At 73.5% G+C, this 21,579-nt stretch carries 20 protein-coding genes, 4 tRNA genes and 1 pseudogene; 4 read left to right on the top strand and 21 right to left on the bottom strand.

Going from position 1 to position 21,579, the window contains the following annotated elements; genetic code table 11:
- Positions 1–47 precede the first annotated feature (47 nt).
- A complete protein-coding gene (gene gcvP, locus AC0HI0_RS23165) occupies positions 48–2,936 on the top strand; it encodes an aminomethyl-transferring glycine dehydrogenase (protein ID WP_480925595.1) in 2,889 nt (962 codons plus the stop codon).
- Positions 2,937–3,047: 111 nt separating this feature from the next.
- Here the strand turns inward: gcvP and AC0HI0_RS23160 are convergent.
- The 6 genes from AC0HI0_RS23160 to AC0HI0_RS23135 all read right to left on the bottom strand — a co-directional run bounded on the left by AC0HI0_RS23160 (position 3,048) and on the right by AC0HI0_RS23135 (position 4,356).
- Positions 3,048–3,118: transfer RNA gene (locus AC0HI0_RS23160), tRNA-Cys, on the bottom strand.
- A 125-nt stretch (positions 3,119–3,243) separates the two neighbouring features.
- Positions 3,244–3,317: transfer RNA gene (locus AC0HI0_RS23155), tRNA-Gln, on the bottom strand.
- A 16-nt stretch (positions 3,318–3,333) separates the two neighbouring features.
- Positions 3,334–3,406, bottom strand: a tRNA-Leu gene (locus AC0HI0_RS23150).
- Position 3,407: 1 nt separating this feature from the next.
- Positions 3,408–3,481: transfer RNA gene (locus AC0HI0_RS23145), tRNA-Leu, on the bottom strand.
- A gap of 227 nt (positions 3,482–3,708) precedes the next feature.
- Complete coding sequence (locus tag AC0HI0_RS23140) at positions 3,709–3,843, bottom strand: hypothetical protein (RefSeq protein ID WP_480925594.1); 135 nt, start codon at positions 3,841–3,843, stop codon at positions 3,709–3,711.
- Positions 3,844–3,951: 108 nt separating this feature from the next.
- Positions 3,952–4,356, bottom strand: a complete 405-nt coding sequence (locus AC0HI0_RS23135; RefSeq protein WP_480925593.1) for a DUF3224 domain-containing protein — start codon at positions 4,354–4,356, stop codon at positions 3,952–3,954.
- A 60-nt stretch (positions 4,357–4,416) separates the two neighbouring features.
- On the opposite strand from AC0HI0_RS23135, the gene AC0HI0_RS23130 reads away from it, so the two are divergent.
- The gene (locus AC0HI0_RS23130) at positions 4,417–5,382 is read left to right on the top strand and encodes a helix-turn-helix transcriptional regulator (protein WP_480925592.1); all 966 of its coding nucleotides are present in this window, start codon (positions 4,417–4,419) and stop codon (positions 5,380–5,382) included.
- A gap of 557 nt (positions 5,383–5,939) precedes the next feature.
- Here the strand turns inward: AC0HI0_RS23130 and AC0HI0_RS23125 are convergent.
- Positions 5,940–6,671, bottom strand: a complete 732-nt coding sequence (locus AC0HI0_RS23125; RefSeq protein WP_480925591.1) for an SDR family NAD(P)-dependent oxidoreductase — start codon at positions 6,669–6,671, stop codon at positions 5,940–5,942.
- A gap of 98 nt (positions 6,672–6,769) precedes the next feature.
- On the opposite strand from AC0HI0_RS23125, the gene AC0HI0_RS23120 reads away from it, so the two are divergent.
- Positions 6,770–7,162, top strand: coding sequence for an ArsR/SmtB family transcription factor (locus AC0HI0_RS23120; RefSeq protein WP_480925590.1), 393 nt, complete (start codon positions 6,770–6,772; stop codon positions 7,160–7,162).
- On the opposite strand, the pseudogene AC0HI0_RS23115 reads toward AC0HI0_RS23120, so the two are convergent.
- The 4 genes and pseudogenes from AC0HI0_RS23115 to AC0HI0_RS23100 all read right to left on the bottom strand — a co-directional run.
- Positions 7,159–7,260, bottom strand: a pseudogene (locus tag AC0HI0_RS23115) (IS481 family transposase); the annotation flags it as partial. The gene AC0HI0_RS23120 and the pseudogene AC0HI0_RS23115 sit on opposite strands and share 4 nt — an antisense overlap.
- Positions 7,261–7,443: 183 nt before the next feature.
- Complete coding sequence (locus AC0HI0_RS23110; protein WP_480925589.1) at positions 7,444–9,222, bottom strand: substrate-binding domain-containing protein; 1,779 nt, start codon at positions 9,220–9,222, stop codon at positions 7,444–7,446.
- A 97-nt stretch (positions 9,223–9,319) separates the two neighbouring features.
- Positions 9,320–10,189: a 3-methyladenine DNA glycosylase gene (locus AC0HI0_RS23105; RefSeq protein WP_480925588.1), complete on the bottom strand. Its 870-nt coding sequence runs from the start codon at positions 10,187–10,189 to the stop codon at positions 9,320–9,322.
- Positions 10,190–10,195: 6 nt separating this feature from the next.
- Positions 10,196–11,110, bottom strand: coding sequence for an ArsR/SmtB family transcription factor (locus AC0HI0_RS23100; RefSeq protein WP_480925587.1), 915 nt, complete (start codon positions 11,108–11,110; stop codon positions 10,196–10,198).
- Between the two features lie 108 nt (positions 11,111–11,218).
- Here AC0HI0_RS23100 and AC0HI0_RS23095 point away from each other — a divergent pair, with 108 nt between their 5' ends.
- Positions 11,219–12,475, top strand: coding sequence for an MFS transporter (locus tag AC0HI0_RS23095; RefSeq protein ID WP_480925586.1), 1,257 nt, complete (start codon positions 11,219–11,221; stop codon positions 12,473–12,475).
- 48 nt (positions 12,476–12,523) lie between these two features.
- On the opposite strand, the gene AC0HI0_RS23090 is transcribed toward AC0HI0_RS23095, so the two are convergent.
- From AC0HI0_RS23090 to AC0HI0_RS23045, 10 genes are all read right to left on the bottom strand, one after another.
- Positions 12,524–12,784 carry a hypothetical protein gene (locus tag AC0HI0_RS23090; protein WP_480925585.1) on the bottom strand — a complete coding sequence of 87 codons (261 nt, stop codon included), beginning with the start codon at positions 12,782–12,784 and terminating at the stop codon, positions 12,524–12,526.
- 419 nt (positions 12,785–13,203) lie between these two features.
- Entirely contained in the window at positions 13,204–13,974 is a 771-nt protein-coding gene (locus AC0HI0_RS23085; protein WP_480925584.1) for an ABC transporter permease, read from the bottom strand.
- On the bottom strand, positions 13,971–14,906 hold the full coding sequence (locus AC0HI0_RS23080; protein WP_480925583.1) for an ATP-binding cassette domain-containing protein: 936 nt from the start codon (positions 14,904–14,906) through the stop codon (positions 13,971–13,973). The genes AC0HI0_RS23085 and AC0HI0_RS23080 overlap by 4 nt, the downstream gene beginning before the upstream one ends.
- An 86-nt stretch (positions 14,907–14,992) precedes the next feature.
- Complete coding sequence (locus tag AC0HI0_RS23075; RefSeq protein WP_480925582.1) at positions 14,993–16,186, bottom strand: cytochrome P450; 1,194 nt, start codon at positions 16,184–16,186, stop codon at positions 14,993–14,995.
- Complete coding sequence (locus AC0HI0_RS23070; RefSeq protein ID WP_480925581.1) at positions 16,183–17,046, bottom strand: DUF4097 family beta strand repeat-containing protein; 864 nt, start codon at positions 17,044–17,046, stop codon at positions 16,183–16,185. The genes AC0HI0_RS23075 and AC0HI0_RS23070 overlap by 4 nt, the downstream gene beginning before the upstream one ends.
- A 49-nt stretch (positions 17,047–17,095) precedes the next feature.
- Positions 17,096–17,593, bottom strand: coding sequence for a toxin-antitoxin system HicB family antitoxin (locus AC0HI0_RS23065; protein WP_480925580.1), 498 nt, complete (start codon positions 17,591–17,593; stop codon positions 17,096–17,098).
- A 100-nt stretch (positions 17,594–17,693) separates the two neighbouring features.
- Positions 17,694–18,008: a nuclear transport factor 2 family protein gene (locus tag AC0HI0_RS23060; protein ID WP_480925579.1), complete on the bottom strand. Its 315-nt coding sequence runs from the start codon at positions 18,006–18,008 to the stop codon at positions 17,694–17,696.
- Between the two features lie 14 nt (positions 18,009–18,022).
- Positions 18,023–19,057, bottom strand: a complete 1,035-nt coding sequence (locus tag AC0HI0_RS23055; protein WP_480925578.1) for a hemolysin family protein — start codon at positions 19,055–19,057, stop codon at positions 18,023–18,025.
- Complete coding sequence (locus AC0HI0_RS23050; protein ID WP_480925577.1) at positions 19,054–20,382, bottom strand: hemolysin family protein; 1,329 nt, start codon at positions 20,380–20,382, stop codon at positions 19,054–19,056. The genes AC0HI0_RS23055 and AC0HI0_RS23050 overlap by 4 nt, the downstream gene beginning before the upstream one ends.
- A gap of 153 nt (positions 20,383–20,535) precedes the next feature.
- Positions 20,536–21,576 (bottom strand): LacI family DNA-binding transcriptional regulator, encoded by a 1,041-nt coding sequence (locus AC0HI0_RS23045; RefSeq protein WP_480925576.1) that lies wholly within the window; start codon positions 21,574–21,576, stop codon positions 20,536–20,538.
- Between the last annotated feature and the right edge of the window lie 3 nt (positions 21,577–21,579).

The following is a 21,579-nucleotide window of genomic DNA, read 5'->3' as shown; positions in this document are numbered from 1 at the left end:
GGGGAGGGCAACGGCAGAAGTGTGCCCGTAGCCCCGGAGGCGTATCTATGACGCAGGACCGCATCCCCCTCGCCGCTCTTGAGCACGGCACCCCCTTCGCCGACCGCCACGTCGGCCCCCGGCCGGCGGAGCTGGCCCGCATCCTCGACGTGATCGGCGTCGGTTCCCTGGAGGAGCTGGCGCAGCGCGCGGTACCCGAGTCGATCCGGGAGCGCGAACTGGTGCTGGACCTGCCCGCGCCCGCCACGGAGACCGAGGCGCTGGCCGAGCTGCGCGCCCTGGCCGGCCGCAACAAGCCGCTCAAGCAGATGATCGGCCTGGGCTACTACGGCACCACCACCCCGCCGGTGATCCGCCGCAACGTGCTGGAGAGCCCGGCCTGGTACACCGCCTACACGCCCTACCAGCCGGAGATCTCGCAGGGCCGGCTGGAGGCGCTGCTGAACTTCCAGACCGTGGTGGCCGACCTGACCGGTCTGGCGCTGGCCAACTCGTCGATGCTGGACGAGTCCACCGCCGCCGCCGAGGCGATGACGCTGGTCCGCCGCGCGGGCAAGAGCAAGTCGACCAAGTTCGTGGTGGACCAGGACACGCTGCCGCAGACGCTCGCGGTGATCGAGACCCGCGCCGAGCCGCTGGGCATCGAGATCGTCACCGCCGACCTGTCGCAGGGCCTGGAGGGCCTCGGCCTGGGCGGCGACTACTTCGGCGTGCTGCTGTCCTACCCCGGCGCGTCCGGCGTGGTGCGCGACCAGGAGGCGCTGATCGCGGAGATCCACGCGGCCGGCGCGCAGGCCGTGGTGGCCGCCGACCTGCTGGCGCTGGCGCTGCTGCGCCCGCCCGGCGAGATCGGCGCGGACGTCGTGGTCGGCACCACCCAGCGCTTCGGCGTGCCGATGGGCTTCGGCGGCCCGCACGCCGGGTACATGGCCGTCCGCACCGGCCTGGAGCGGCAGCTGCCCGGCCGGCTGGTCGGCGTGTCGGTGGACGCCGACGGCAACCGCGCCTACCGGCTGGCGTTGCAGACCCGCGAGCAGCACATCCGCCGCGAGAAGGCGACCAGCAACATCTGCACCGCGCAGGTGCTGCTCGCCGTGATCGCCTCCATGTACGCCGTCTACCACGGCCCGGAGGGCCTGCGCGCGATCGCGACCCGCGCCCACCGGATGGCGACCGTGCTGGCCGCCGGCCTGTGCGAGGCCGCGATCGAGGTCGTGCACGGCGAGTTCTTCGACACCGTGCAGGCGCGCGTCGAGGGCCGGGCCGCCGCGATCGTGGCCGCCGCCCGCGAGCTGGGCGTGAACCTGTGGCAGGTGGACGCCGACACGGTGTCGATCGCCTGCGACGAGACGACGACCCGCGAGGACCTGACCGCCGTGTGGCGGGCGTTCGGCGTGACCGTGTCCGACGTCGACGCCCTGGACGCCGACACCGCCGACGGCATCCCCGCCGACCTGCGCCGCACCAGCGACTACCTGACCCACCCGGTGTTCCACGCGCACCGCTCGGAGACCGCGCTGCTGCGCTACCTGCGGGCGTTGTCGGACAAGGACGTCGCGCTGGACCGCAGCATGATCCCGCTCGGCTCGTGCACCATGAAGCTCAACGCCACGGCCGAGATGGAGGCCATCACCTGGCCCGAGTTCGCCGAGCTGCACCCGTTCGCGCCGGCCTCCGACGCCGAGGGCCTGCTGTCGCTGGTGACGGACCTGGAGTCGTGGCTGGCCGAGGTGACCGGCTACGACGCGGTGTCGTTGCAGCCCAACGCGGGCAGCCAGGGCGAGTTCGCGGGCCTGCTGGCGATCCGCGCCTACCACCGGGCCAACGACAACGCGCACCGCGACGTGTGCCTGATCCCGTCCTCCGCGCACGGCACCAACGCGGCGTCCGCCGTGATGGCCGGGATGCGGGTGGTCGTGGTGAAGTGCGACGACAAGGGCAACGTCGACCTGGGCCACCTGCGCGAGACGGTCGAGGCGCACCGCGACGACCTGGCCGCGATCATGATCACCTACCCGTCCACGCACGGCGTGTACGAGGACACCGTGCGCGAGGTGTGCGGCCTGGTGCACGAGGCCGGCGGCCAGGTGTACGTGGACGGCGCGAACCTCAACGCGCTGATCGGCCTGGCCCAGTACGGCAAGTTCGGGTCGGACGTGTCGCACCTGAACCTGCACAAGACCTTCTGCATCCCGCACGGCGGCGGCGGCCCCGGCGTCGGCCCGATCGGCGTGCGCTCGCACCTCGCGCCGTTCCTGCCCAACCACCCGTTGCAGCCGACCGCGGGCCCGGCGACCGGCGTCGGCCCGATCAGCGCCGCGCCGTGGGGTTCGGCGTCCATCCTGCCGATCTCGTGGGCGTACGTGCGGATGATGGGCGGCGACGGCCTGCGCCGGGCGACGCTGACCGCGGTCGCGGCGGCGAACTACGTGGCCCGGCGGCTGGACGAGCACTTCCCGGTGCTCTACACCGGCGAGGGCGGTTTCGTGGCCCACGAGTGCATCCTGGACCTGCGGCCGATCACCAAGGCGACCGGCGTGACCGTGGACGACGTGGCCAAGCGGCTGGCCGACTACGGCCTGCACGCGCCGACCATGTCGTTCCCGGTGGCGGGCACGCTGATGGTGGAGCCGACCGAGTCCGAGGACCTGGCCGAGATCGACCGGTTCATCGACGCGATGATCGCGATCAAGGGCGAGATCGACCGCGTGGGCTCGGGCGAGTGGCCGGTCGACGACAACCCGCTGCGCAACGCGCCGCACACGGCGGCGTCGGTGACCGGCGAGTGGGACCACCCGTACAGCCGCGAGGTGGCGGTGTTCCCGGCGGGCTCGGCGGCCCCGAAGATCTGGCCCCCGGTCCGCCGCATCGACGGTGCCAAGGGCGACCGCAACCTGGTCTGCTCCTGCCCCCCGGTCTCCGCCTACGGCGGCTGACGTCCCGTTCTCCCGGCGCACGCCGGCAGGCCCAGTGCCTGCCGGCGTGCGCCGTTTCGGCGGCCCGGTAGTGCCGGCCCGGCGAGTGCCGGCCCGTGGTGCGCACGGTCGAGGCCCACCCGGGAGTCGAACCCGGAATCGACGGCTTTGCAGACCGCCTCACGACCGTCGTGACGTGGGCCGTGGGCACGGCGGGTGCCGTGCCTCGTCGCGCGTCCTGGGGTCGAACCAGGCGCTCCGGGGACATGAACCCCAGTCGGCCACCGGGCCACGCGCGGGGTGACCGCCTGGGCGGTCGGGTGCCGTGCTGCCCGTCGAGGGTTCGAACCTCGGTCTCCGCGTTCAGAGCGCGGCGTCCGTGCCGTGCTGGACCAACGGGCATCGTGCGGGTCGTGCGTGCCCCCACCGGGATTCGAACCTGGACTGGACGCGTTCTGAGCGCGTTGCCTCTTCCGTTGGGCTATGGGGGCATGCGGCTTCGGGGAGTCGAACCCCGACTGGGCTGGATCTCGGCCAGGTGCCTCTGCCGGTTGGGCCAAAGCCGCGTGATGAAGTTTTTCGAGCACGTCGAACAGGGCCTCGGAGAATGGCTGGAAAATGGTGTGCACCGAATAACAGGGTCGCCCCGGAAAATGGTCCGCACGGCTTGCGGAGGCCATTCCCGGCGAAGGTCCGGGGCCGGGGTGGACGGGTGCTCCGGGTCCGGGAACGAAGAAGCCGCCCGGATCGGTTTCCCGATGGGCGGCTCCCTGTCGCGGTGACGGCGACTACGTCACGGTAGGGAGTCCGCGCAGCTCAGGAGAAGCAGCAGGTGCTGTCGACAGGGCATCATGCCGAGTCGGGCCTGGCGGGTGCAGGTCGTCGCGCGGAGTCGGCGCTGCGCCTCCTGCTGCCACTTGCCAGCCATCTCCGCACTCCTTCGCTGTTCCTCGGGTAGCCCAAGAATGCCCGACGCCGGGCTTGCGCGCAATGCTTTTCCGGACTTCGTCCCGGCCGGGTTTTCGGTCGGTGGAATTCACGCCAGGTGGTACTCCGCGGTGTAGCTGCCGGGCCGGTCCTGGTACCAGTGGATCGAGCCGGTGCCGGTCAGGCCGGCCAGGTCGCCGGTGGCGGAGACGACGGTGAACGTGCCCTCCGCGACGCCGTCGCGGTAGCCGCCGAGGTGCTCCAGCACGAACGTGCCGGAGCGGCCCGCCAGGGTGCCGGTCACCACCTCGTAGCCGACCGACCGGCAGGTCTCGTCGTCCGGGTAGGACATCAGGAACCGCATCTCCCCGGTGCCCACCAGGTCGCCCCGGTACGCCGTGGTCATGCCACCGGTGGTCTGCTTCGGGCCGGTGACCTCGTCGTAGCGCTTGCCGTCCCAGGTGTGCTCGTCCCAGGACTTCATCTCGGCGGTGCCGGTCGCTCGGGTGCTCATGGGGGCATCCTGCGGCCACTACCTGACAGCCGGTGTCAGGTGGTGGGCGACAATCGGGTCATGCGCGCCGGCCGGTTGCTCTCGCTGCTCCTGCTGCTCCAGTCGCGCGGCCGGCTGACCGCGCGGGAGCTGGCCGACGAGCTGGAGGTCTCGGTCCGCACGGTCTACCGGGACGTCGAGGCGCTCGGTTCGGCCGGCGTCCCGGTCTACGCCGAGCGCGGCCCGGCGGGCGGCTACCGGCTGGTGGACGGCTACCGCACCCGGCTCACCGGGCTGACCGGCGAGGAGGCGGAGTCGCTGTTCCTGGCCGGCCTGCCCGGACCGGCGGCCGAGCTGGGGTTGGGCGCGGTGGTGGCCGCCGCGCAGCTCAAGCTGCTCGCCGCGCTGCCGCCGGAGCTGCGCTCGCGGGCCGGGCGCGTCCGCGAGCGGTTCCACCTGGACACGTCGGGGTGGTTCCGGCAGGCCGAGGAGATGCCGTTCCTGGCGGCGATCGCGGACGCGGTGTGGAGCCGGCGGCGGCTGCGGGTGCGGTACCGGCGATGGGGCGGCCCGGGTACCGAGGTGGAGCGGGTGGTCGCGCCGCTCGGGCTCGTGCTGAAGGCGGGGCTCTGGTACGTGGTCGTGGAGACGTCCGGGGAGCTGCGGACCTACCGGGTGTCGCGGGTGCTGGAGCTGCACGCCACCCAGGAGGAGTTCGACCGCCCGGAGGGCTTCGACCTGGCGGTGTTCTGGGCGCGGTGGTCGGCGCGGTTCGAGGAGCGGATGTACCCGGTGGAGATCACCGTCCGGCTGACCGGCGACGGGCTGCGGCGGGCACGGGTCCTGCTGGGCCTGGCGGCCGGCCGGGTGCTGGCCGAGGTGGAGCCGGCGGGGGAGTGGACGACGGTCCGGGTGCCGGTCGAGTCGCTGGACCACGCCCACCTGGACTGCCTGCGGCTGGGCGCGGAGGCCGAGGTGGTCGAGCCGCCCGAGCTGCGCGACCGGGTCAGGGCGACGGTCGCCGCGATGGCGGCCGTCTACGCCTGAGCCCCTCCGCCACGGCATCCGGTCGTCCTCCGAGGCGGCCCGCACGCCGAACGGGTCGCTCACCGCCGAACGGCTCGACCCGCCGCCGCCCGATCAGCGCCGGCGGTCGGCAGGCGAGCCCCGGCGGCGAGCACCGACCAGGTGTGCGGACCGCCCTCGCGCACGGCCCGGCGGGCCGGGTCGTGCGGCCGGAACCGTTCCCGACCAGAGATTTCCGTCGGCGGCAGTGGTGGACCGGGGCAACCTCGTCGCCGGTCCGGCGGGCACAGCGCAGCGCCGGGCCTCGACACCCCGGTCGACCAGGCGCAGCCGGCCGGTCGACGTCCGACCCCGGACGACGCGGCGATCGCCGTCCGCACCCCCGAAGCGCGGCCCCGGCACCCCGGACCCGGTCCACGCGGTCCCGCCGTCGCACGCGAACCCGGCCGCCCGCTGCCGCTCGACGACGACGGCGGGCCTGAGCGAATCGCGCAGCAGGTGCCGGTGAGCGTCGGCCCGGCGTGGCCGCGCGCCGCGCGTGCGCGGGACCGCCGTGACCACGTCGAGCCGTGTGCTGGTCAGACGACCAGGCGACCGCCGTCGACCACGATCGTCGCGCCGGTCACGTAGGTCGCGCGCGGCCCGGCCAGGTACCGCACGGCCTCGGCGATCTCGTGCGGCTCGGCGGCCCGGCCGAGGGCGCTGGCCTTGCCCATCTGCTCGGCGATGTCGGAGTTGGCCGCCTTGACGGTCTCGGTGAGGGTCGGGCCCGGCGAGACCGTGTTCACCCGCACGCCGTGACCGCCGAACTCCACGGCCCACGTGCGGGTCAGCGCGTCGACCGCGCCCTTGGTCGCGGCGTAGACGGCCGCGCCGGGGGTGCCCACCCCGGTCGAGATGGTGGACACGTTGACGATGCTGCCCGCGCCCTTGGCGATCATCGCCGGGACGAGGGCGGCGGTCAGGAAGAACAGCGCGCGCACGTTCACGTCGAACAGCTCCTGGTAGACCTCGGGGCGCTGCTCGACGGTGGGCGCGAACGGGAAGATGCCCGCGTTGTTGACCAGCACGTCCACCTCGCCCGCCGCGTCGGCCAGCCGCCGCACGGACGTCGGGTCGGCGAGGTCGACCGCCACGAACCGCGCCCGCCCGCCGTCCGCCTCGATCTCCGCGACGGTCTCGGCCCCGCGCGCGGCGTCGCGCCCGGTCACGACGACCTCCGCGCCGTCGGCCGCCAGCAGCCGGGCGGCGGCGCGCCCGATCCCCGCCGTGCTGCCGGTGACGAGCGCGACCTGTCCGGTGAGTTCCATAGCCACCCCATGTTTTTGTTCGATGTTCGCCTAACATCGAATAACCTAGCGGTACTTGTTCGAAGTTCGCAAATCATCGAACGAGGTAGCATGGCCGGGTGCGCCACAAGGACTCCGACCTGCCCGCCGACCAGCTCCGGCTGACCGAGGTGATGGCCGCGCTGAGCGACCCGCTGCGGGTCGGCCTGGTGCGGCTGCTGGCCGACGGCGTCGAGCGCAACTTCGGCGAGTTCGACGCCCCGGTGGCCAAGTCGACGCTGAGCCACCACCTGCGGACGCTGCGCGCGGCGGGCGTGACCGCGAGCCGCGAGGAGGGCACCCGCTGCTTCATCCGGCTGCGCCGCGACGACCTGGCCGCCCGCTTCCCGAACCTGCTGGACGCGGTCCTGGCCGCTGCGGCGGACGACGCCGTGGGCGGCCACGTCCGGCTCCAGGCCCTCGACCGGCCGGGCGATCCGGGCCGCGACGGCCGGCCCGGCGAGCCGGACTAGCTGTACTGCCCGGTGAGGTTGGGGACGCGGCGGGCTGGTGGTCGGCCGCCCGGTGCGGTGTGGCTGTGGTGGTGATTGCAGGTGTGCTGTCGGCGCGGCAGTGCCGTCCGGCGTTCGGTTTCGGACAGGTGGGGCCGGTGGGGGGCGGGTGCGTTGGTGGGTGATGCCGCCGGCGGCGAGGGTGTCGCGCCGCAGGCGTGGGCGGGGCCCTTCATCCCGAGATCATCCGACCGGGACGTCGGACCGTTCACAACCCCCCAGGCAGTACAACCAGCCGACCGTCAGGCGGACAGGAGCTGGGCCAGCGCGGCGTCCACGCCCCGGCCGTCGTCGACCACCGACAGCGTGCCGCCGCTGGTCCGGGTGAGTTCGCCCAGCGGCGGGCGCTCCGGGTCCGGCCCGATCGCCAGCACGCTGATCGCGATGTCCTTGCCGTCCTGCCTGAGCCGGGCCAGCTCGGTCTTGAGCTGCGCGAAGGTCAGCCCGCCGTCGTTGGCCCCGTCGGTCAGCACGATGATCCGGTTGCGCTTGCCCGGCTGGTAGTCCGCCAGGGTCTTCTCGTACAGCGCCGCCACGCTGGTGTAGAGCTGGGTGGCGCTCTGCGGCCGCAGCCCGGCCACGCCGTCGAGCAGCCGCTGCTTCTGCCCGACCACCGGCCCGGTCCCGACCAGCTGCCGGTAGGGCTTCTCGCCGTCGAGCGACCGGGAGAACTCCCACAGGCCCAGCGAGCCCGACACCGACCGGTTCACCTGGCCGGACAGCGCGTCCTTGACCCAGGCCATCCGCGACTTGCCGTCGCCGCCGGGCTCCTCCATCGACTTCGACACGTCCACCAGCACGGTCACCGACTGGCCGTTGTCGGCGGTGGCCCACGCGGCGGAGATCTGCTGCGCGGTGGTGGCGTCGGCGGGCACCAGCTTGTCGGTCATGGTCGCCCACCGGATGCCCGGCGACGGCTTGGGCCGGTCGGTCGTGGCGTCCACCCGCAGGCCCGCGCCGGCCAGCGTCCGCTGCTGCGCGTCCTCCAGCAGGAACTCGCGGAACGCCTGGGCCGCGCGCACCTGCGCCTCGCCGACCCAGTCGCCGGCCAGCGGCACGAACGGGAAGTCGGCCACCGGGGACGGCCCACCGGCCGCCACCCCGTACAGCGGCTGCAACGGCGCGGCCCCGCCGTCCTTGCCGGTGTTGTGCCGGTACAGGTCGACCTCGGACACCGGCACCGCGCTGAACCCGGACGCGTTCACGCCCGGCTTGTCGGCGAGCTGGGACAGCGCGCCCCACGTGGTGGTGGGCGTCTGCTCGGGCTTGGACGCGGTGAGCCGGCCGAGGGTGGCCTTCACCGGGTCGAGCGCCAGCATCTCGGTGGTGACCGGGCCCTTGCCGTCCGGGCTCGCGCCGGCCAGCGCCGACTGGATCACCATCGCGGTGGCCGCGTTGGTGGCCGGGTCGGGCATGGCGACCTTGAAATCGCCCCACTCGGGCTTGCCGAACCGGGCCCAGCCGCCCGCCGCCGAGGTCACCTCGGGCAGGTCGGTCCAGCGGAACCCGACACCGGCCTGCACCGCCTGCGCGCCCTCCTGGGGCAGCGCCAGCAGCACCGGGCTGGCCGCGATGGACACCGGCTGCGCGCCGAGCAGCGCCCGGTTCTGCGCGCCGAGCCGGTTGGCCCACAGCATCGAGTCGGTCACCCACGCGTGCGGTCGCGGGCCGAGCTTGGCCTCGTCCCAGCCCTGGGTGAGGCTCTGCAGCACCACGTCGGAGTGGATGGCCTGCACCTCGACCTGGATGCAGTGGTCGTAGACGACCGGGCGGCCCTTGCTCCACGACTCGGCGGCCTGGCGCACCGCGTCGGCGACGCTGGGCGTCGCGGCGATCCGGAGCGAGGCGTCGCCCTGCCGGCAGTCGCCCGCCTGCGCGGCGGCGCGGCGTTCCACGATGCCGCCCACCCAGGTGTAGGCGAAGTACCCGAGGACCAGGAGCACGACCACGCCGACGATGGCGACGGGCCACTTCGCGATTCCGCGCCGCACCTTCGTCCGCAGCGCGCGGTGTCGAGACATCGTCTTCCCTCTCAGCGTCCGACTACGGCTGGCGAATCCCGACCGGCGTCACGCTAACAGGTGAAGTCTGCGGAGCGGGTGAAGTCACGGTGGGTCGTCAGCCGATGACCGGAGCCCCGATCAGGGCGCGCGTGACCTCGATCAGCGCAGTCCGCAGAGGTGCGGCCGCCGCCGCGAACGCGCTCTGCTGCCGGACGTACTCGGCCCGTCCCTCGGGCGTCTCGATCGGCACCGGGGCGTAGCCGAGCGCGGTCAGGTCGTAGGGGCTGGCCCTCATGTCCAGCTCGCGGACCCGCAGCGCCAGCTCGAAGCAGTCCGCCATCAGCTCCGACGGCGTGGCCGGGTCGAGCTTGTAAGACCACTTGAAAAGATCCATGGACGCGTGGAGGCAGCCCGGCTGCTCCAGTTCGACCTGCGTCTCCCGGGTCGGCTGCAACGCGTTGCGCGGGCGCGCCGGCGGCGTGAAGAAGCGGAACGCGTCGAAGTGGCTGCACTGCACGTTCTGCGCCTCCACCACGGCGTCCGTGCCGTCGTGCCCGAGCCGCAACGGCCACGCCTCGTGCCGCACGCGGTCGGCCCGGTAGACCATCGCCCACTCGTGCAGCCCGAAGCAGCCCAGGCGCGGCGTGCGGGACGCGGTGGCGGTGAGCAGCCGGTGGGTGAACGCGACGGTCGCGGCGCGGTCGGCGGCGAACGCCTCGACGTCGAGCGTCACGCCCTCGTCGACCCGCTTGTACGCGGGCCACCGCAGGTACTCGGCGGCGTCACCGGCCAGCACCACCCCCGGCCCGGGGTGCCAGCGCTCCATCCGGGACGGCCGGTGGCTGTAGTAGGAGAACAAGAAGTCCAGCACCGGGTGCTTCTCGCCGCGCGCCTTGCGCTCGTGGTGCGGGTGCGTCCACGCGCGGACGCGGGACGCGTGCCGGTCGCGGCGCGCGGTCCACTCGGGTTCGGACAAGACCTCCACGCCTGCCTACCGTACTTCCCCCTGCGCGAGGGCCTGACCCAGGTCGGTGCGCAGCGAGACGACCTCGCGCCCCTCCCGGCGGCTCGCCGCCAGCCCGGTCGCCCGCAGCACGGCCAGGTGCTGGGACACCGCGCCGACCGTGACGCCGAGCCGGCCCGCCAGCTCGGACACCGTGCGCGGGCGCTCCAGCTCGTGCAGCAGGCGGGCGCGGGTGCCGCCGAGCAGCTTGGCCAGGGCGTTGCCGGTGGGCGCGGCCGACCGCTCCCACAACGAGCCGAACCCGTGCGCCGGGTAGCACAGCGCCAGCCGGACCGGGCTGTCCCGCAGGTAGACGTCCGGCCAGGTGAACGCCGACGGCACGAGCACCAGGTCCCGGTCGCCGATCACGGTCCGCGCCCGGCGCACGATGACGTGCCGGCCCTCGTAGGCGACGTCCGGGTGCAGCTCGGCCAGCACGGTCTGCCCGCCCGCCTCGACCATCCGCCGGCCGCGCCGCTCGACGTCGCCCTGGAGCACGCTCTCCAGCCGGGGCCACACCGGGGCGATGACCGCACCGTGGACCAGGGCGATCCGCTCGCAGATCGCGGCCAGGCCGGTCTTCGGGTCCTCGACCAGCGGCCGGAACCGCGCCTGGTCGGGCAGCGCGGCGGCGACCCGGGCCGGTTTCGCCACCCTCGGCAGCCAGTGCAGCTCCTCGTCGAGGCCGATCGTCCGCACGCCCGGCGTGGGGATCAGGAACTCCGGGATCACCGGCCGGGTGGCCAGCGCCGTGAGCAGCGTCGGGTCCGGCCCGAGCGCGGCCAGCCGGGGCTCGACCTCGGCGATCCAGCGCTGGTGCACCGGGTAGCAGCCGGGGTCGGCCAGCACCCGCAGCGCGGCGATGGTCTCCCACAGCGGGGAGACCGTGAAACGCAGAGCCATGCCTTGTCCCACAGTGGAAAGGGTCGTCCGGGTCCCGGCCAGGGTAGCCCGGGGTTGAGCGGTGGCTAAAACGTTCGTGTCCGGTGCGGAGCTTGACAGGGTGTGCCCATGTCCAGGGGGTGGGTGCGGCTCCAAGCCGCGGCGGTGTCCGGTTCGGTGGCCGAGGGCGTGATGCTGACGACGTTGCCGCTGGTGGCGGTGTCGATCACGACGGATCCTCGGGAGGTGTCGCTGGTCAACATCGTCGGCCAGTCGCCGTGGTTGCTGTTCTCGCTGTTCGCGGGGGTGCTGATCGACCGGGTGCGGCGCACGACCGTGCTCGGGTTCGCCTACGGGGTGCAGGCGTGCGCGGCGCTGGTGTTCGCCGTCGCGGGGCTGCTGGGCGCGGTCGACCTGCCGCTGCTGCTGGTGCTGGCGTTCGTCGTGACCTCCGCGCAGGTGCTCGGCGACGGGGCGAGCGGCGCGCTGGTGCCGGAGGTGGTCGAGCCCGCCGAGTTCGCGGCGGCCAACACCCGGCTGATGCTGATCGACCGGGGCGTGGTGCAGTTCGTGGTGCCGCCGGCGGCCGGGTTCCTGGTCGGGTTCGGCTTCGGGATGCCGCCGTGGCTCGCGCTGCTGGCCGCGCTGGTCGCGCTGCTGGTCAGCCGGGGCATCCCGGCGCGGTCGGTGACCCCGTCGCGCAAGCACCCGCTGCGCGACATCGGCGAGGGGCTGAAGTTCCTGGTCGGCACGCCGCTGCTGCTGTCGATCACGGTCGCGGTCGGGATCGGGTCGTTCGCGGCCAGCGCGTACATGTCGATGCTCGTGCTCTACGTGCACGAGATCCTGGGGCTGGGCGCGGTCGGCTACGGCGTGATGATGACCTGCATGGCGGTCGGCTGGGTGGCGGCGTCGTTCGTGGTGCGGCGGATCGTGGCGCGGCTCGGCTACGCGTGGTCGATGCGGCTCGCCCAGATCGGCATGGTGGTCTGCCACGTGCTGATCGCCGTGCTGCCGCCGTGGGCGGTCGCGATCGCGCTGGTGCTCGTCGCCGACTCGGCGATCGTGATGGTGTGGAACGTCTGCTCGCAGTCCAGCCGGCAGCGGTTCACCCCGGCCAAGCTGCTCGGCCGGGTGCTGACCAGCCACCGGGCGCTGGCCTGGGGGCTCACGCCGCTGGGCGCGCTGGCGGGCGGGCTGGTCGCCGCCTGGCTCGGGCTGCGCGCGATGTACGCGATGGTGGCCGTGATCCAGGTGGCGGCGCTGGTCGTGGCGTGGCTGGGCCTGTCGCCCCAGTCGTTCGCGCGGCAGGAGGAGGCCACCGACCGGTTGGCGGCCCAGGAGGCCGAGGACGCCGGGCGGCGGACGTCCGGTCAGCACGCCTAGCGGGGGCGTCGGAGCCCGGCCGCCGGGCTCCGACGTGCGGCCGGGGGCTCAGACGGGCGGGACGAGGCCGGGGAACTTGCGCGCGCCCCGGCAGTGGGGGCACTCGCGGCCGTTGTCCACGGTCCGGGGCGCGCCGCCGATCACGGCCGAGCTGGGGTGGGCCACGAAACCCGCCCCGCCGCACAGGTGGCAGATCGTGCGCGGCTCCGAGGTCACCCCGAACAGGTCGTCCTCGTCCTCTTCCTCGTCCTCCTCGAAGTCGTCCTCTTCGGGGTCGAAGTCGTCCTCTTCGTCCTCACGCGGATCCACGGGGGACACCGTAGTCCGGCGTCCCCCGCAGCGGCTGGTCAGGGGCGTCGGCCGGCCTGGTCCACAACGGACTGGTCGCGCACGGCACCGGCCTCGGGCAGCGCGGCGGCCCGGCAGCGGGGTCTCGTCCGGCGGCGACCAGGCGTTCGCGCACGGGGGCGAGGTCGGCCGGGTCGGAACGGAGGGTCTCGTTGCGGGGCGGACCTTGCGGCGGCCGACCAGGTTGGTGGCGAGGTACCGGCGGGTGTGCGCCGGTTGGTGTCCTGGTGGCCGGGCGTGGCTGTCCCGACTGCTCTCCGCCGCCCCGGATCGGGTTCACGCGGGCAGGGGCGCGGAGTCGGAAGACCCCGCGCCCCTGCCCGGATCGCACCCGCCCGCCGCTGTGCACCCCTCAGAACACAGCGACCGGCCGCACCCGGTTACCGCGCCGGATCGCGGTTGTAGAGCTTGCGCGCCTGCGCGTAGCCGATCGCGGTGCCCAGCGCGCACCACCCGACCGCCCACCACGCGCTGTCGCCGACCGGCGTCCCGGCCAGCACGGCGCGCAGCGTCTCGATGATCGGCGTGAACGGCTGGTGCTCGGCGAACCACGCCAGCCCCGGCGCCATCGAGTCGGTCGGGATGAACGCGCTGCTGATGAACGGCAGGAACTGGAACGGCAGCGAGAACCCGTTCGCGCCCTCGGGCTTCTTCGCCGCCAGCCCGCCCGCGACGGCCAGCCACGTCAGCGCCAGGGTGAGCATCACCAGCACGCCGGCCGCGAGCAGCCACCCGCCGAACGACGCGTCCGACCGGAACCCGATCAGCAGCGCCACCCCGACCACCAGCGCCAGGCTCACCACGGTGCGGATCATGCTGCCCAGCACCTGCCCGGTCAGCACGGACACCCGGGAGATCGCCATGGTCCGGAACCGGGCGATGATGCCCTCGGTCATGTCCACGTTGATGTTCACGGCGGTGCCCGCCGACCCCGCGCCGACCGCCATCACCAGGATGCCGGGCACCAGGTAGTCGACGTAGTTCCCGCCGCCGACGGTGCCCACCATCGCGCTGCCGAACACGTAGACGAACAGCAGCATCATGAACACCGGCATGAGCAGGCCGCTGACGGCCATCACCGGGTAGCGCTGGAGGTGCTTGAAGTCCCGGCGCAGCATGGTCGCCGAGTCGGACAGGGTGTGGGCGCTCATCGCGCGGTCTCCTCCAGGGCCGGGCGCCCGGTCAGGGCGAAGAACACGTCGTCGAGGTCGGGGGTGTGCACGGTCAGCCCGTCGGGTTCGACGGCGGCCCGGTCCAGCTCGTCCAGCAGGGTGCGCAGCGACCGCACGCCGCCGTCGCCCGCCACCTGCAACGTCAGCGCTTCGTCGTCGCGGCTGGTCACGCGCAGCGCGCGGGCCGCCGCGTCCAGCGACCGGGTGTCGCCGAACCGCAGGCTCACGTGCCCGCCGGGCACCAGCCGCTTGAGCTCCTCGGAGGTGCCCTCGGCGACCAGCTTCCCGTGGTCGAGCACGGCGATCCGGTCGGCGAGCTGGTCGGCCTCCTCCAGGTACTGGGTGGTCAGGAAGATCGTCACGCCGTCGCCCGCGAGTTCCCGGATGATCTGCCACAGGCCGTGCCGGCTGCGCGGGTCCAGGCCGGTGGTCGGCTCGTCGAGGAAGATCACCCGAGGGTCGCCGACCAGGGTCATCGCCAGGTCGAGCCGGCGGCGCATCCCGCCGGAGTAGGTGGACGCGGGCCGGGCCGCCGCGTCCTCCAGGTCGAACCGGGCCAGCAGCCGGCGCACCACCTGGCGGCCGTCGCGGCGCGGCAGGTGCCGCAGGTCGGCCATCAGCCGCAGGTTCTCCTCGCCGGTCAGCAGGCCGTCGACGGCGGAGAACTGGCCGGTCACGCCGATCACCGAGCGCACGCCGTCCGGGTCGCGGAACAGGTCGTGGCCGCACACGGTCACCTCCCCGGTGTCGGCGGTGATCAGCGTGGACAGGATCTGCACGGCGGTGGTCTTGCCGGCCCCGTTCGGGCCCAGCAGGGAGAAGACCGCGCCCTCCGGCACGTCCAGGTCGATGCCGTCGAGCACCACGTGGTCGCCGAAGCTTTTGCGCAGCCCGAAGGCCGAGATGGTCATGGGTGTCTCCTGGAGCGGAGGGAAGAAGGCAGAAGAGGGGCCGTCGCGGGGCCCGGTCGAGCCCCGGGACTGGGCCCGGGGGAGTGCTAGGCGGTGCGCAGGTTGAGCGTGCGCACGCCGGTCATGATCGCCGAGGGCATGAACGTCGGCGGGAGTTCCGGGTCCACCCGCAGGTCGGGGAACCGGTCGAGCAGGATGTCCACCGCGATGCGGCCTTCGAGCCGGGCCAGCGGCGCGCCGACGCAGAAGTGGATGCCGCGGCCGAAGCCGAGGTGCGGGTTGGGGTCGCGGCGGGCGTCGAACACGTCGGGGTCGGCGAACTTGCGGGGATCCCGGTTGGCCGCGCCCAGGGTGAGCAGGACCATCTGGTCGGCGGGGATCGTCGCGCCGCCCAGCACCACCTCCTGGGTGGTGGCGCGGGCCATCGTGGAGAACGGGGTGAGGAAGCGCAGCGACTCCTCGATGGCGGTGGGGATGCCCGAGCGGTCCTCGCGCAGCCGCGCCCGCTGGTCGGGGTGCGCGTCCAGGCACAGCACGGTGTTGCCCAGCAGCATCGTGGTGGTGATGTGCCCGGCGACCAGCAGCACGGTGCTGAAGTTCACCAGCTCGGTGTCGGTCAGCCGCTGCCCGTCGACCTCCGCCCGCACCAGCGCGCTGATCAGGTCGTCGCGCGGGTCCTTGCGGCGCTGCGCGGCGTGCTCGGCCAGGTACTGGAACATCGGCGTGAGACCGTCGTTGCGGGCCGCCAGGTCGGCCTCCAGCTCGGCCGGGTCGGTGGTCGTGGAGAACACGTCGTTCTGCGTGATCATCAGGTCCACCCAGCCCCGGAACAGCTCCCGGTCGGCCGCGGGCAGGCCGAGCAGCTCCGCGATGACGATCACCGGCAGCGGGTAGGCCAGGCTGTCGACCAGCTCCAGCCGGTCGCCCTCGACCGCGTCGAGCAGCTCGTGGGTGAGCGCGGCGATCCGCGGTTCCAGGTCGGCGACCACCTTCGCGGAGAACCCCTTGGTGACCAGGTTGCGCAGCTTGCGGTGGTCGGGCGGGTCCATGTCGATCAGGCTGCCCGCGCTCGCCTCGGCCGGGACGTCGACCGGGTACAGGTCGTTGACGTGGGCCGAGGAGAACGTCCTCGGGTCGGCTAACGCGGCGGCGGCCTCCGCGTACCCGCGGACGTTCCAGGTGCCGGTCTTCTCGTCGAACGAGACCGGTTCGGCGGGGCGCTCGCCGCGCAGCCAGAACTGCTCGGGGTGCACGTCCCACCTGGTGGTCGTGGTGGTCATCGGTCGTCCTCCTCGGTCGGGGTGGCCCGGCGGATCACGATGTCGCCGAAGCCGTTGCGGGCCCGGACCTCGACGGTCTCGGTGCCGGATTCGGGGCCGGTGGCGCCCTCCAGCGAGTTGTGCACCGCGCCCAGCACGGTGCGCACGTCCAGCCACGCGGCGGAGCCCTCGCGGATGCCGACCTCCAGCCGCCCGGCGGCGGTCTCCAGCACGACCGCGCCGCGCACCACCTCGTCGATGCGCACGCTGCCGTTGGCGGTCTTCGCGGTCACGTCGGCCAGCGCCCGGCCGATCACCACGTCGCCGTTGGCGTTCTGCGCCCGCACGTCGCCGGTGACCTCGCCGAGCCGGATGCCGCCGTTGGAGTTGCGCGCCACGGCGGTGCCGTCGACGCGGTCCACGCGCAGGTCGCCCGACCCGGTGAGCACGTCGGCCTCGCCGGCGACGTGGTGGGCGACCAGGTTGCCCATGGCGGTGCGCAGGTGGGTCGGGCCGGACCGCTCGACCTCGACGTCGCCGGCCGCGCTCTTGAACCGGAACTCGCCGTACGCGCCGGTCGCGTACAGGCTGCCCATCGCGGTGTTGCCCTGGACGGTGGAGCCGGCGGGCAGGTGGATGGTCAGGTCGACCGCGCCGCCCTTGTTGAAGATGCCCCGGATCTTGGGCGACTTGACCAGCAGCCGGCCGTCCTCGAACTCGACGCGGGTCTGCTCGACGGCGCGCAGGTCGCCCTCGCGGGTCGGGTCGCCGGGGCGCAGTTCGACGACGGTGTCGGCGCGGTCCCCGGCGGTGATCCGGGTCGTGCCCATCACCAGTTCGAGGGTGACGGAGATCGGTCCGGGCGAGGCGAAAGTGGGCATGGCTGTCCCCTGGTAGTCGGTCGGGAAGGTGTTTGTGCTGGTGGGAGGGTTAGCGAACCCAGCCGGTGTAGCGCTGGCCGACGTTGCGGGTGGGCTGTCGGGAGCCCGTTTCGAGGCCGGCCGACGCGGCGCGCACGAGCCAGGCGTTGACCGAGATCCCGGCGCGGGCGGCGGCGTCCTCGACGCGCAGCTTCAGGTGCTCGGGCAGGCGCAGGTTGATCCGCGTCATCGCGCCCTCCTCCTCGGGGGAGGGCGGGGGCGGCGGCGGGGTGACGTCCGGCGCGTCCTGGTAGGCCCGCTCGGCGGGCGGCGCGGCGACCACGAACTCCGGGTCGCGGCCGCGCAGCCGGACGTCCACCGAGCCGGGGGCGAGGTCCCGGGTGATCTCCGAGGCCGCCGTCGAGAGGGCTTCCAGCAGCGTCAGCCGGAACGCGGACTCGATCTGGGCGGTGAGCCGCTGGGCCAGCGCGCCGGCGTCCGCGCCGACGGCCTCGGCGGCCGTGGCGAGTTCGCGGCGGAGGTTGTCGACGAACGGCGTGAGGTCCATGGCACCACTATGGCAGTGGTGTGGTGCCATGGCAAGTGATTCGTGGTGCCATGTTGTGCCACGGTGGCACGAGATGGCGTTTGTGCTGGTCAGGGGGTGGTCAGGAAATCCCGGCGGCGAGCCGCATGATCTCCCGGTTCCCCGTGGCCCACGTCGTGGTCATCGTGATGGCACCAATGAGCCACCCCGTGGCATCACTGTGGCCCAACTCGAACAGGTAGTGCCCGTCCAGACCGGCCCGCCACCCCGCCACCACCTGGTCGGGCGACAACGTGACGGGCTCGCCGCCGTTCAGGCTGGTGTAGTCCAACCGCACCTGCCCGGCGAACACCCCGGCCAGGGCGTCCCGGTCCCGGCGGTCCGCGAACCACGCCATCCGGGTGATGACCTCGACGATCTCCAAGCGGCTGCTCATGAGATCGACTCTGGTCACGCCTCCCGGCGCACGTGCGTGCCGTCGCGGACGGTCCCCACGTACTCCTCGACCAAGTCCTCCAACGCCACCACGCCGCGCAGCTCGCCCTCCGCCGTCACCGCCCGCGCCAAGTGGCTCTGCGCCCGCCGCAGCGCGGCCAGCGCCTCGTCCAGCCGGGCGCTCACCCGCACCTCCGGCAGCCCCCGGACCCGGTTGCCCGGCACCTGCGTGCCCGGATCGGCGTCCGCCAGGTCCAGCACGTCCTTCACGTGCAGGTACCCCACCAGCCGGCCGTCGTCGCGCACCGGGAACCGGGAGAACCCGGTCTCCGCCACCGCCGCCTCGACCTCGCCCATGGTCGGCCGCGCGGACACCGACGTGACCCGCTCCAGCGGCACCAGCACGTCCGCCACGGTCCGCTCCGCCGACGACAGCGTCTGCGCCAGCCGCCGGTGCTCGGAGTCCTCCAGCAGCCCCTCCCGCCGCGACTGCGCGATCAGCAGCGCCAGCTCGTCGGGGGTGTAGGCGGACTCCAACTCCTCCTTCGGCGTCACGCCCACCAGCCGCAGCACGGCCGTCGCGACCACCGTGAACCCGTTGAGCAGCGGCGCCACCAGCCGGCAGAACCAGTAGTGCACCGGCACCAGCCACAGCGCGGTCCGCTCCGGCCCGGCGATCGCCAGGTTCTTCGGCACCATCTCGCCCAGCACCGTGTGCAGGCCCACCACGATCACCAGGGCCAGCGCGAACGCCACCCCGTGCAGCACCGCCTCGGGCAGCCCGAGCGCGCCGAACGGGCCCTCCAGCAGCACCGCCACGGCCGGCTCGCCCAACGCGCCCAACCCCAGCGAGCACAGCGTGATGCCCAGCTGCGCGCCCGCGATCAGCAGCGGCAGCTCGCGCCCCGCCTTGATCACCACCCGGGCCCGGGAACTGCCCCGGTCCGCCATCCCCTCCAACCGGTCCCGCCGGGCGGTGATGATCGCGAACTCCGCGCCCACGAAGAACGCGTTGCCCGCCAGCAGCAGGAAGATCACCAGCACGCTCACCGCGGCACCTCCGCCTGCTCGACCCGGCTCACCTTGAGCTCGGCCACCCGGTGCCGGTCCATCAGCAGCACGGTGATCCGCCAGCCGTCCACCCGGATCTCGTCGCCGACGTCCGGGATCCGGCCCAGCCGGGCCAGCACCAGACCGGCCAGCGTCTCGAAATCACCCGACGGCATCCGGAACCCGCTGGCCTCGAACACCTCGTCGTCGCGCAGCAGCCCGGACATGATCCAGCTGTCCCGGCCCAGCGCCCGGACCGGCGCGCCCTCCCGGCGGTCGTGCTCGTCGCGGACGTCGCCGACGATCTCCTCCACCAGGTCTTCCAGGGTGACCATGCCGGCCGTGCCGCCGTACTCGTCCACCACCAGCGCGGTCTGCAACCCCGACGCGCGCAGCCGGTCCAGCAGCGCGTCGCCCTCCAACGTCTCCGGCACCGTCTGCACCGGCCGGGTCAACGCCGACACCGGCGTGGTCGCCCGCTGCGCCCGCGGCACGTTGAACGCCTGCTTGACGTGCACCATGCCGCGCACCTCGTCCAGGTCCCCGTTGTAGACCGGGAACCGGGAGAACCCGGTCTCCCGCGCCTTGTCCAGCAGGTCCAGCACGGTCGCGTCGGCGCGCAGCGACTCCACCCGCACCCGCGGCGTCATCAGCTCGTCGGCGGTGCGGTCGCCGAACCGCAGCGAGCGGTCCAGCAACGTCGCCGTGCCCGCGTCGATCGTGCCGTGCTCGGCGCTGGAGCGCACCAGCGCGCCCAGCTCCTGCGGCGACCGGGCCGAAGCCAGCTCCTCGGCCGGCTCCACGCCCAACCGGCGCACCAGCCAGTTCGCCGTGCCGTTCAGGCCGGTGATCAGCCAGCGGAACACCGCCGAGAACCCGGCCTGGATGCCCGCCACCGCCCGCGCGGTCTCCAGCGGCTTCGCGATCGCCAGGTTCTTCGGCACCAGCTCGCCGAACACCATGGACAGCGCGGTCGCCAGCGCCAGCGCGATGACCAGCGACACCGGCCCGGCCACCGCGTCCGGCACGCCCACCAGCGACAGCGCGGGCGCGACCAGCCGGGCGATCGCGGGCTCCGCGATGTAACCGGTGATCAGCGTGGTGATCGTGATCGCCAGCTGGGCGCCGGACAGCTGGAACGACAGCGACCGGTGCGCCTTCGCCACCGTTCTCGCCTTCGCGTCGCCCACCGCGGCCACGTGCGACTCGACGGTGCTGCGCTCCAGCGCGGTGAGGGAGAACTCGGCGGCGACCGCGATGAACGTCCCGATGGTCAGCGCGACCACGGCCACCAGGCCGAGCAGGCTGAGCAGGATCTCGGTCACCGGGCACCCCGCGAGGGGGCCGGGTCTTGCGGATAGCCGGGTGTCGGACCCGGCTCGGTACTGTGACCAGGCGATTGCGCGTCGCGCACGGAAGGGCTCACTCCTCGACGGGGTGGTCGGACTGCGACGTCCAGTTTAGAGAGTCGACGCCGGTCAGCGCAGGCCGGTTCCCGAGGGCGGCGTCGTGCTCGCCCGCAGCACCACCTCACCGGCCACCCGGACCGTGCGCGGCTCGCCGACGACCTCGTCCAACACCAGCCGAGCGGCCCGTTCGCCCATCTCCTCCAGCGGCAACCGCACCGTGCTCAGGCCCGGCGCGAGGTCGCGCAGCGTCGGGATGTCGTCGAATCCGGCCAGCGACACGTCTTCGGGCACCCGCACCCCGTGCTCCCGCAGCGCCGCCACCGCGCCCATCGCCATCACGTCGTTCACGGCGAACACGCAGGTCGCCCCGGTCTTCGCGGCCAGCAGCCGGGACACCGCCTCGTGGCCGCCGTCGCGGGTGAACCCGCCGTGCACCACGGCGGCGTCGGGCAGGTCGACGCCCGCGTCCGCCAGCCCCGCCCGGAACCCGGCCAGCCGGTCGCGCGCCACCACCAGCTCCGGCGGGCCGGCCAGCACCGCGAACCGCCGGTGGCCCAGCCCCGCCAGCTCCCGGGCCAGCGCCCGCGCGCCCACCCGGTTCGCCGGCACCACGGTGTCCACGCCCAGCTTGGCCTGCGAGACGCACGCCACCCGCCCGCCCTGGCCGGAGAACGCGGCCAGCTCGGCCGCCAGCCGGGCGACCGCGTGCCGGTCGGTGGTCCGGCTGCCCGCGATCACCAGCGCCCGCGCCCGGTGCGCGCGCAGCGTGTTGACCAACTCCACCTCGCGGTCCGGGTCGCGGCCGGTGGTGCCGAGCACCACGACCAGGCCCGCCTCCTCGGCGATCCGCGTCACACCCGCCGCGATGCCGGAGAAGTAGGGGTCGGCGATGTCGTGCACCACCAGACCCACCAGCACGCTGCTGTTGCGGGCCAGCGCCTGCGCCGAGGCGTTGGGCAGGTAGCCCAGCTCGCGCGCCGCGCCCACCACCCGTTCCCGCAGGTCGTCGCTCACCTGGCGGGTGCTGCCGTTGAGCACGCGGGACGCGGTGGCCAGCGAGACACCCGCGTGCTTCGCCACCTCCGCCAGCGTTACCTGACGCGCCGTCACCGC

It is taken from the genome of Saccharothrix sp. NBAS 001 (assembly GCF_056640475.1).
The sequence above is the reverse complement of the archived record's forward strand: the minus strand, read 5'-3'. Positions and strand labels throughout refer to the sequence as shown.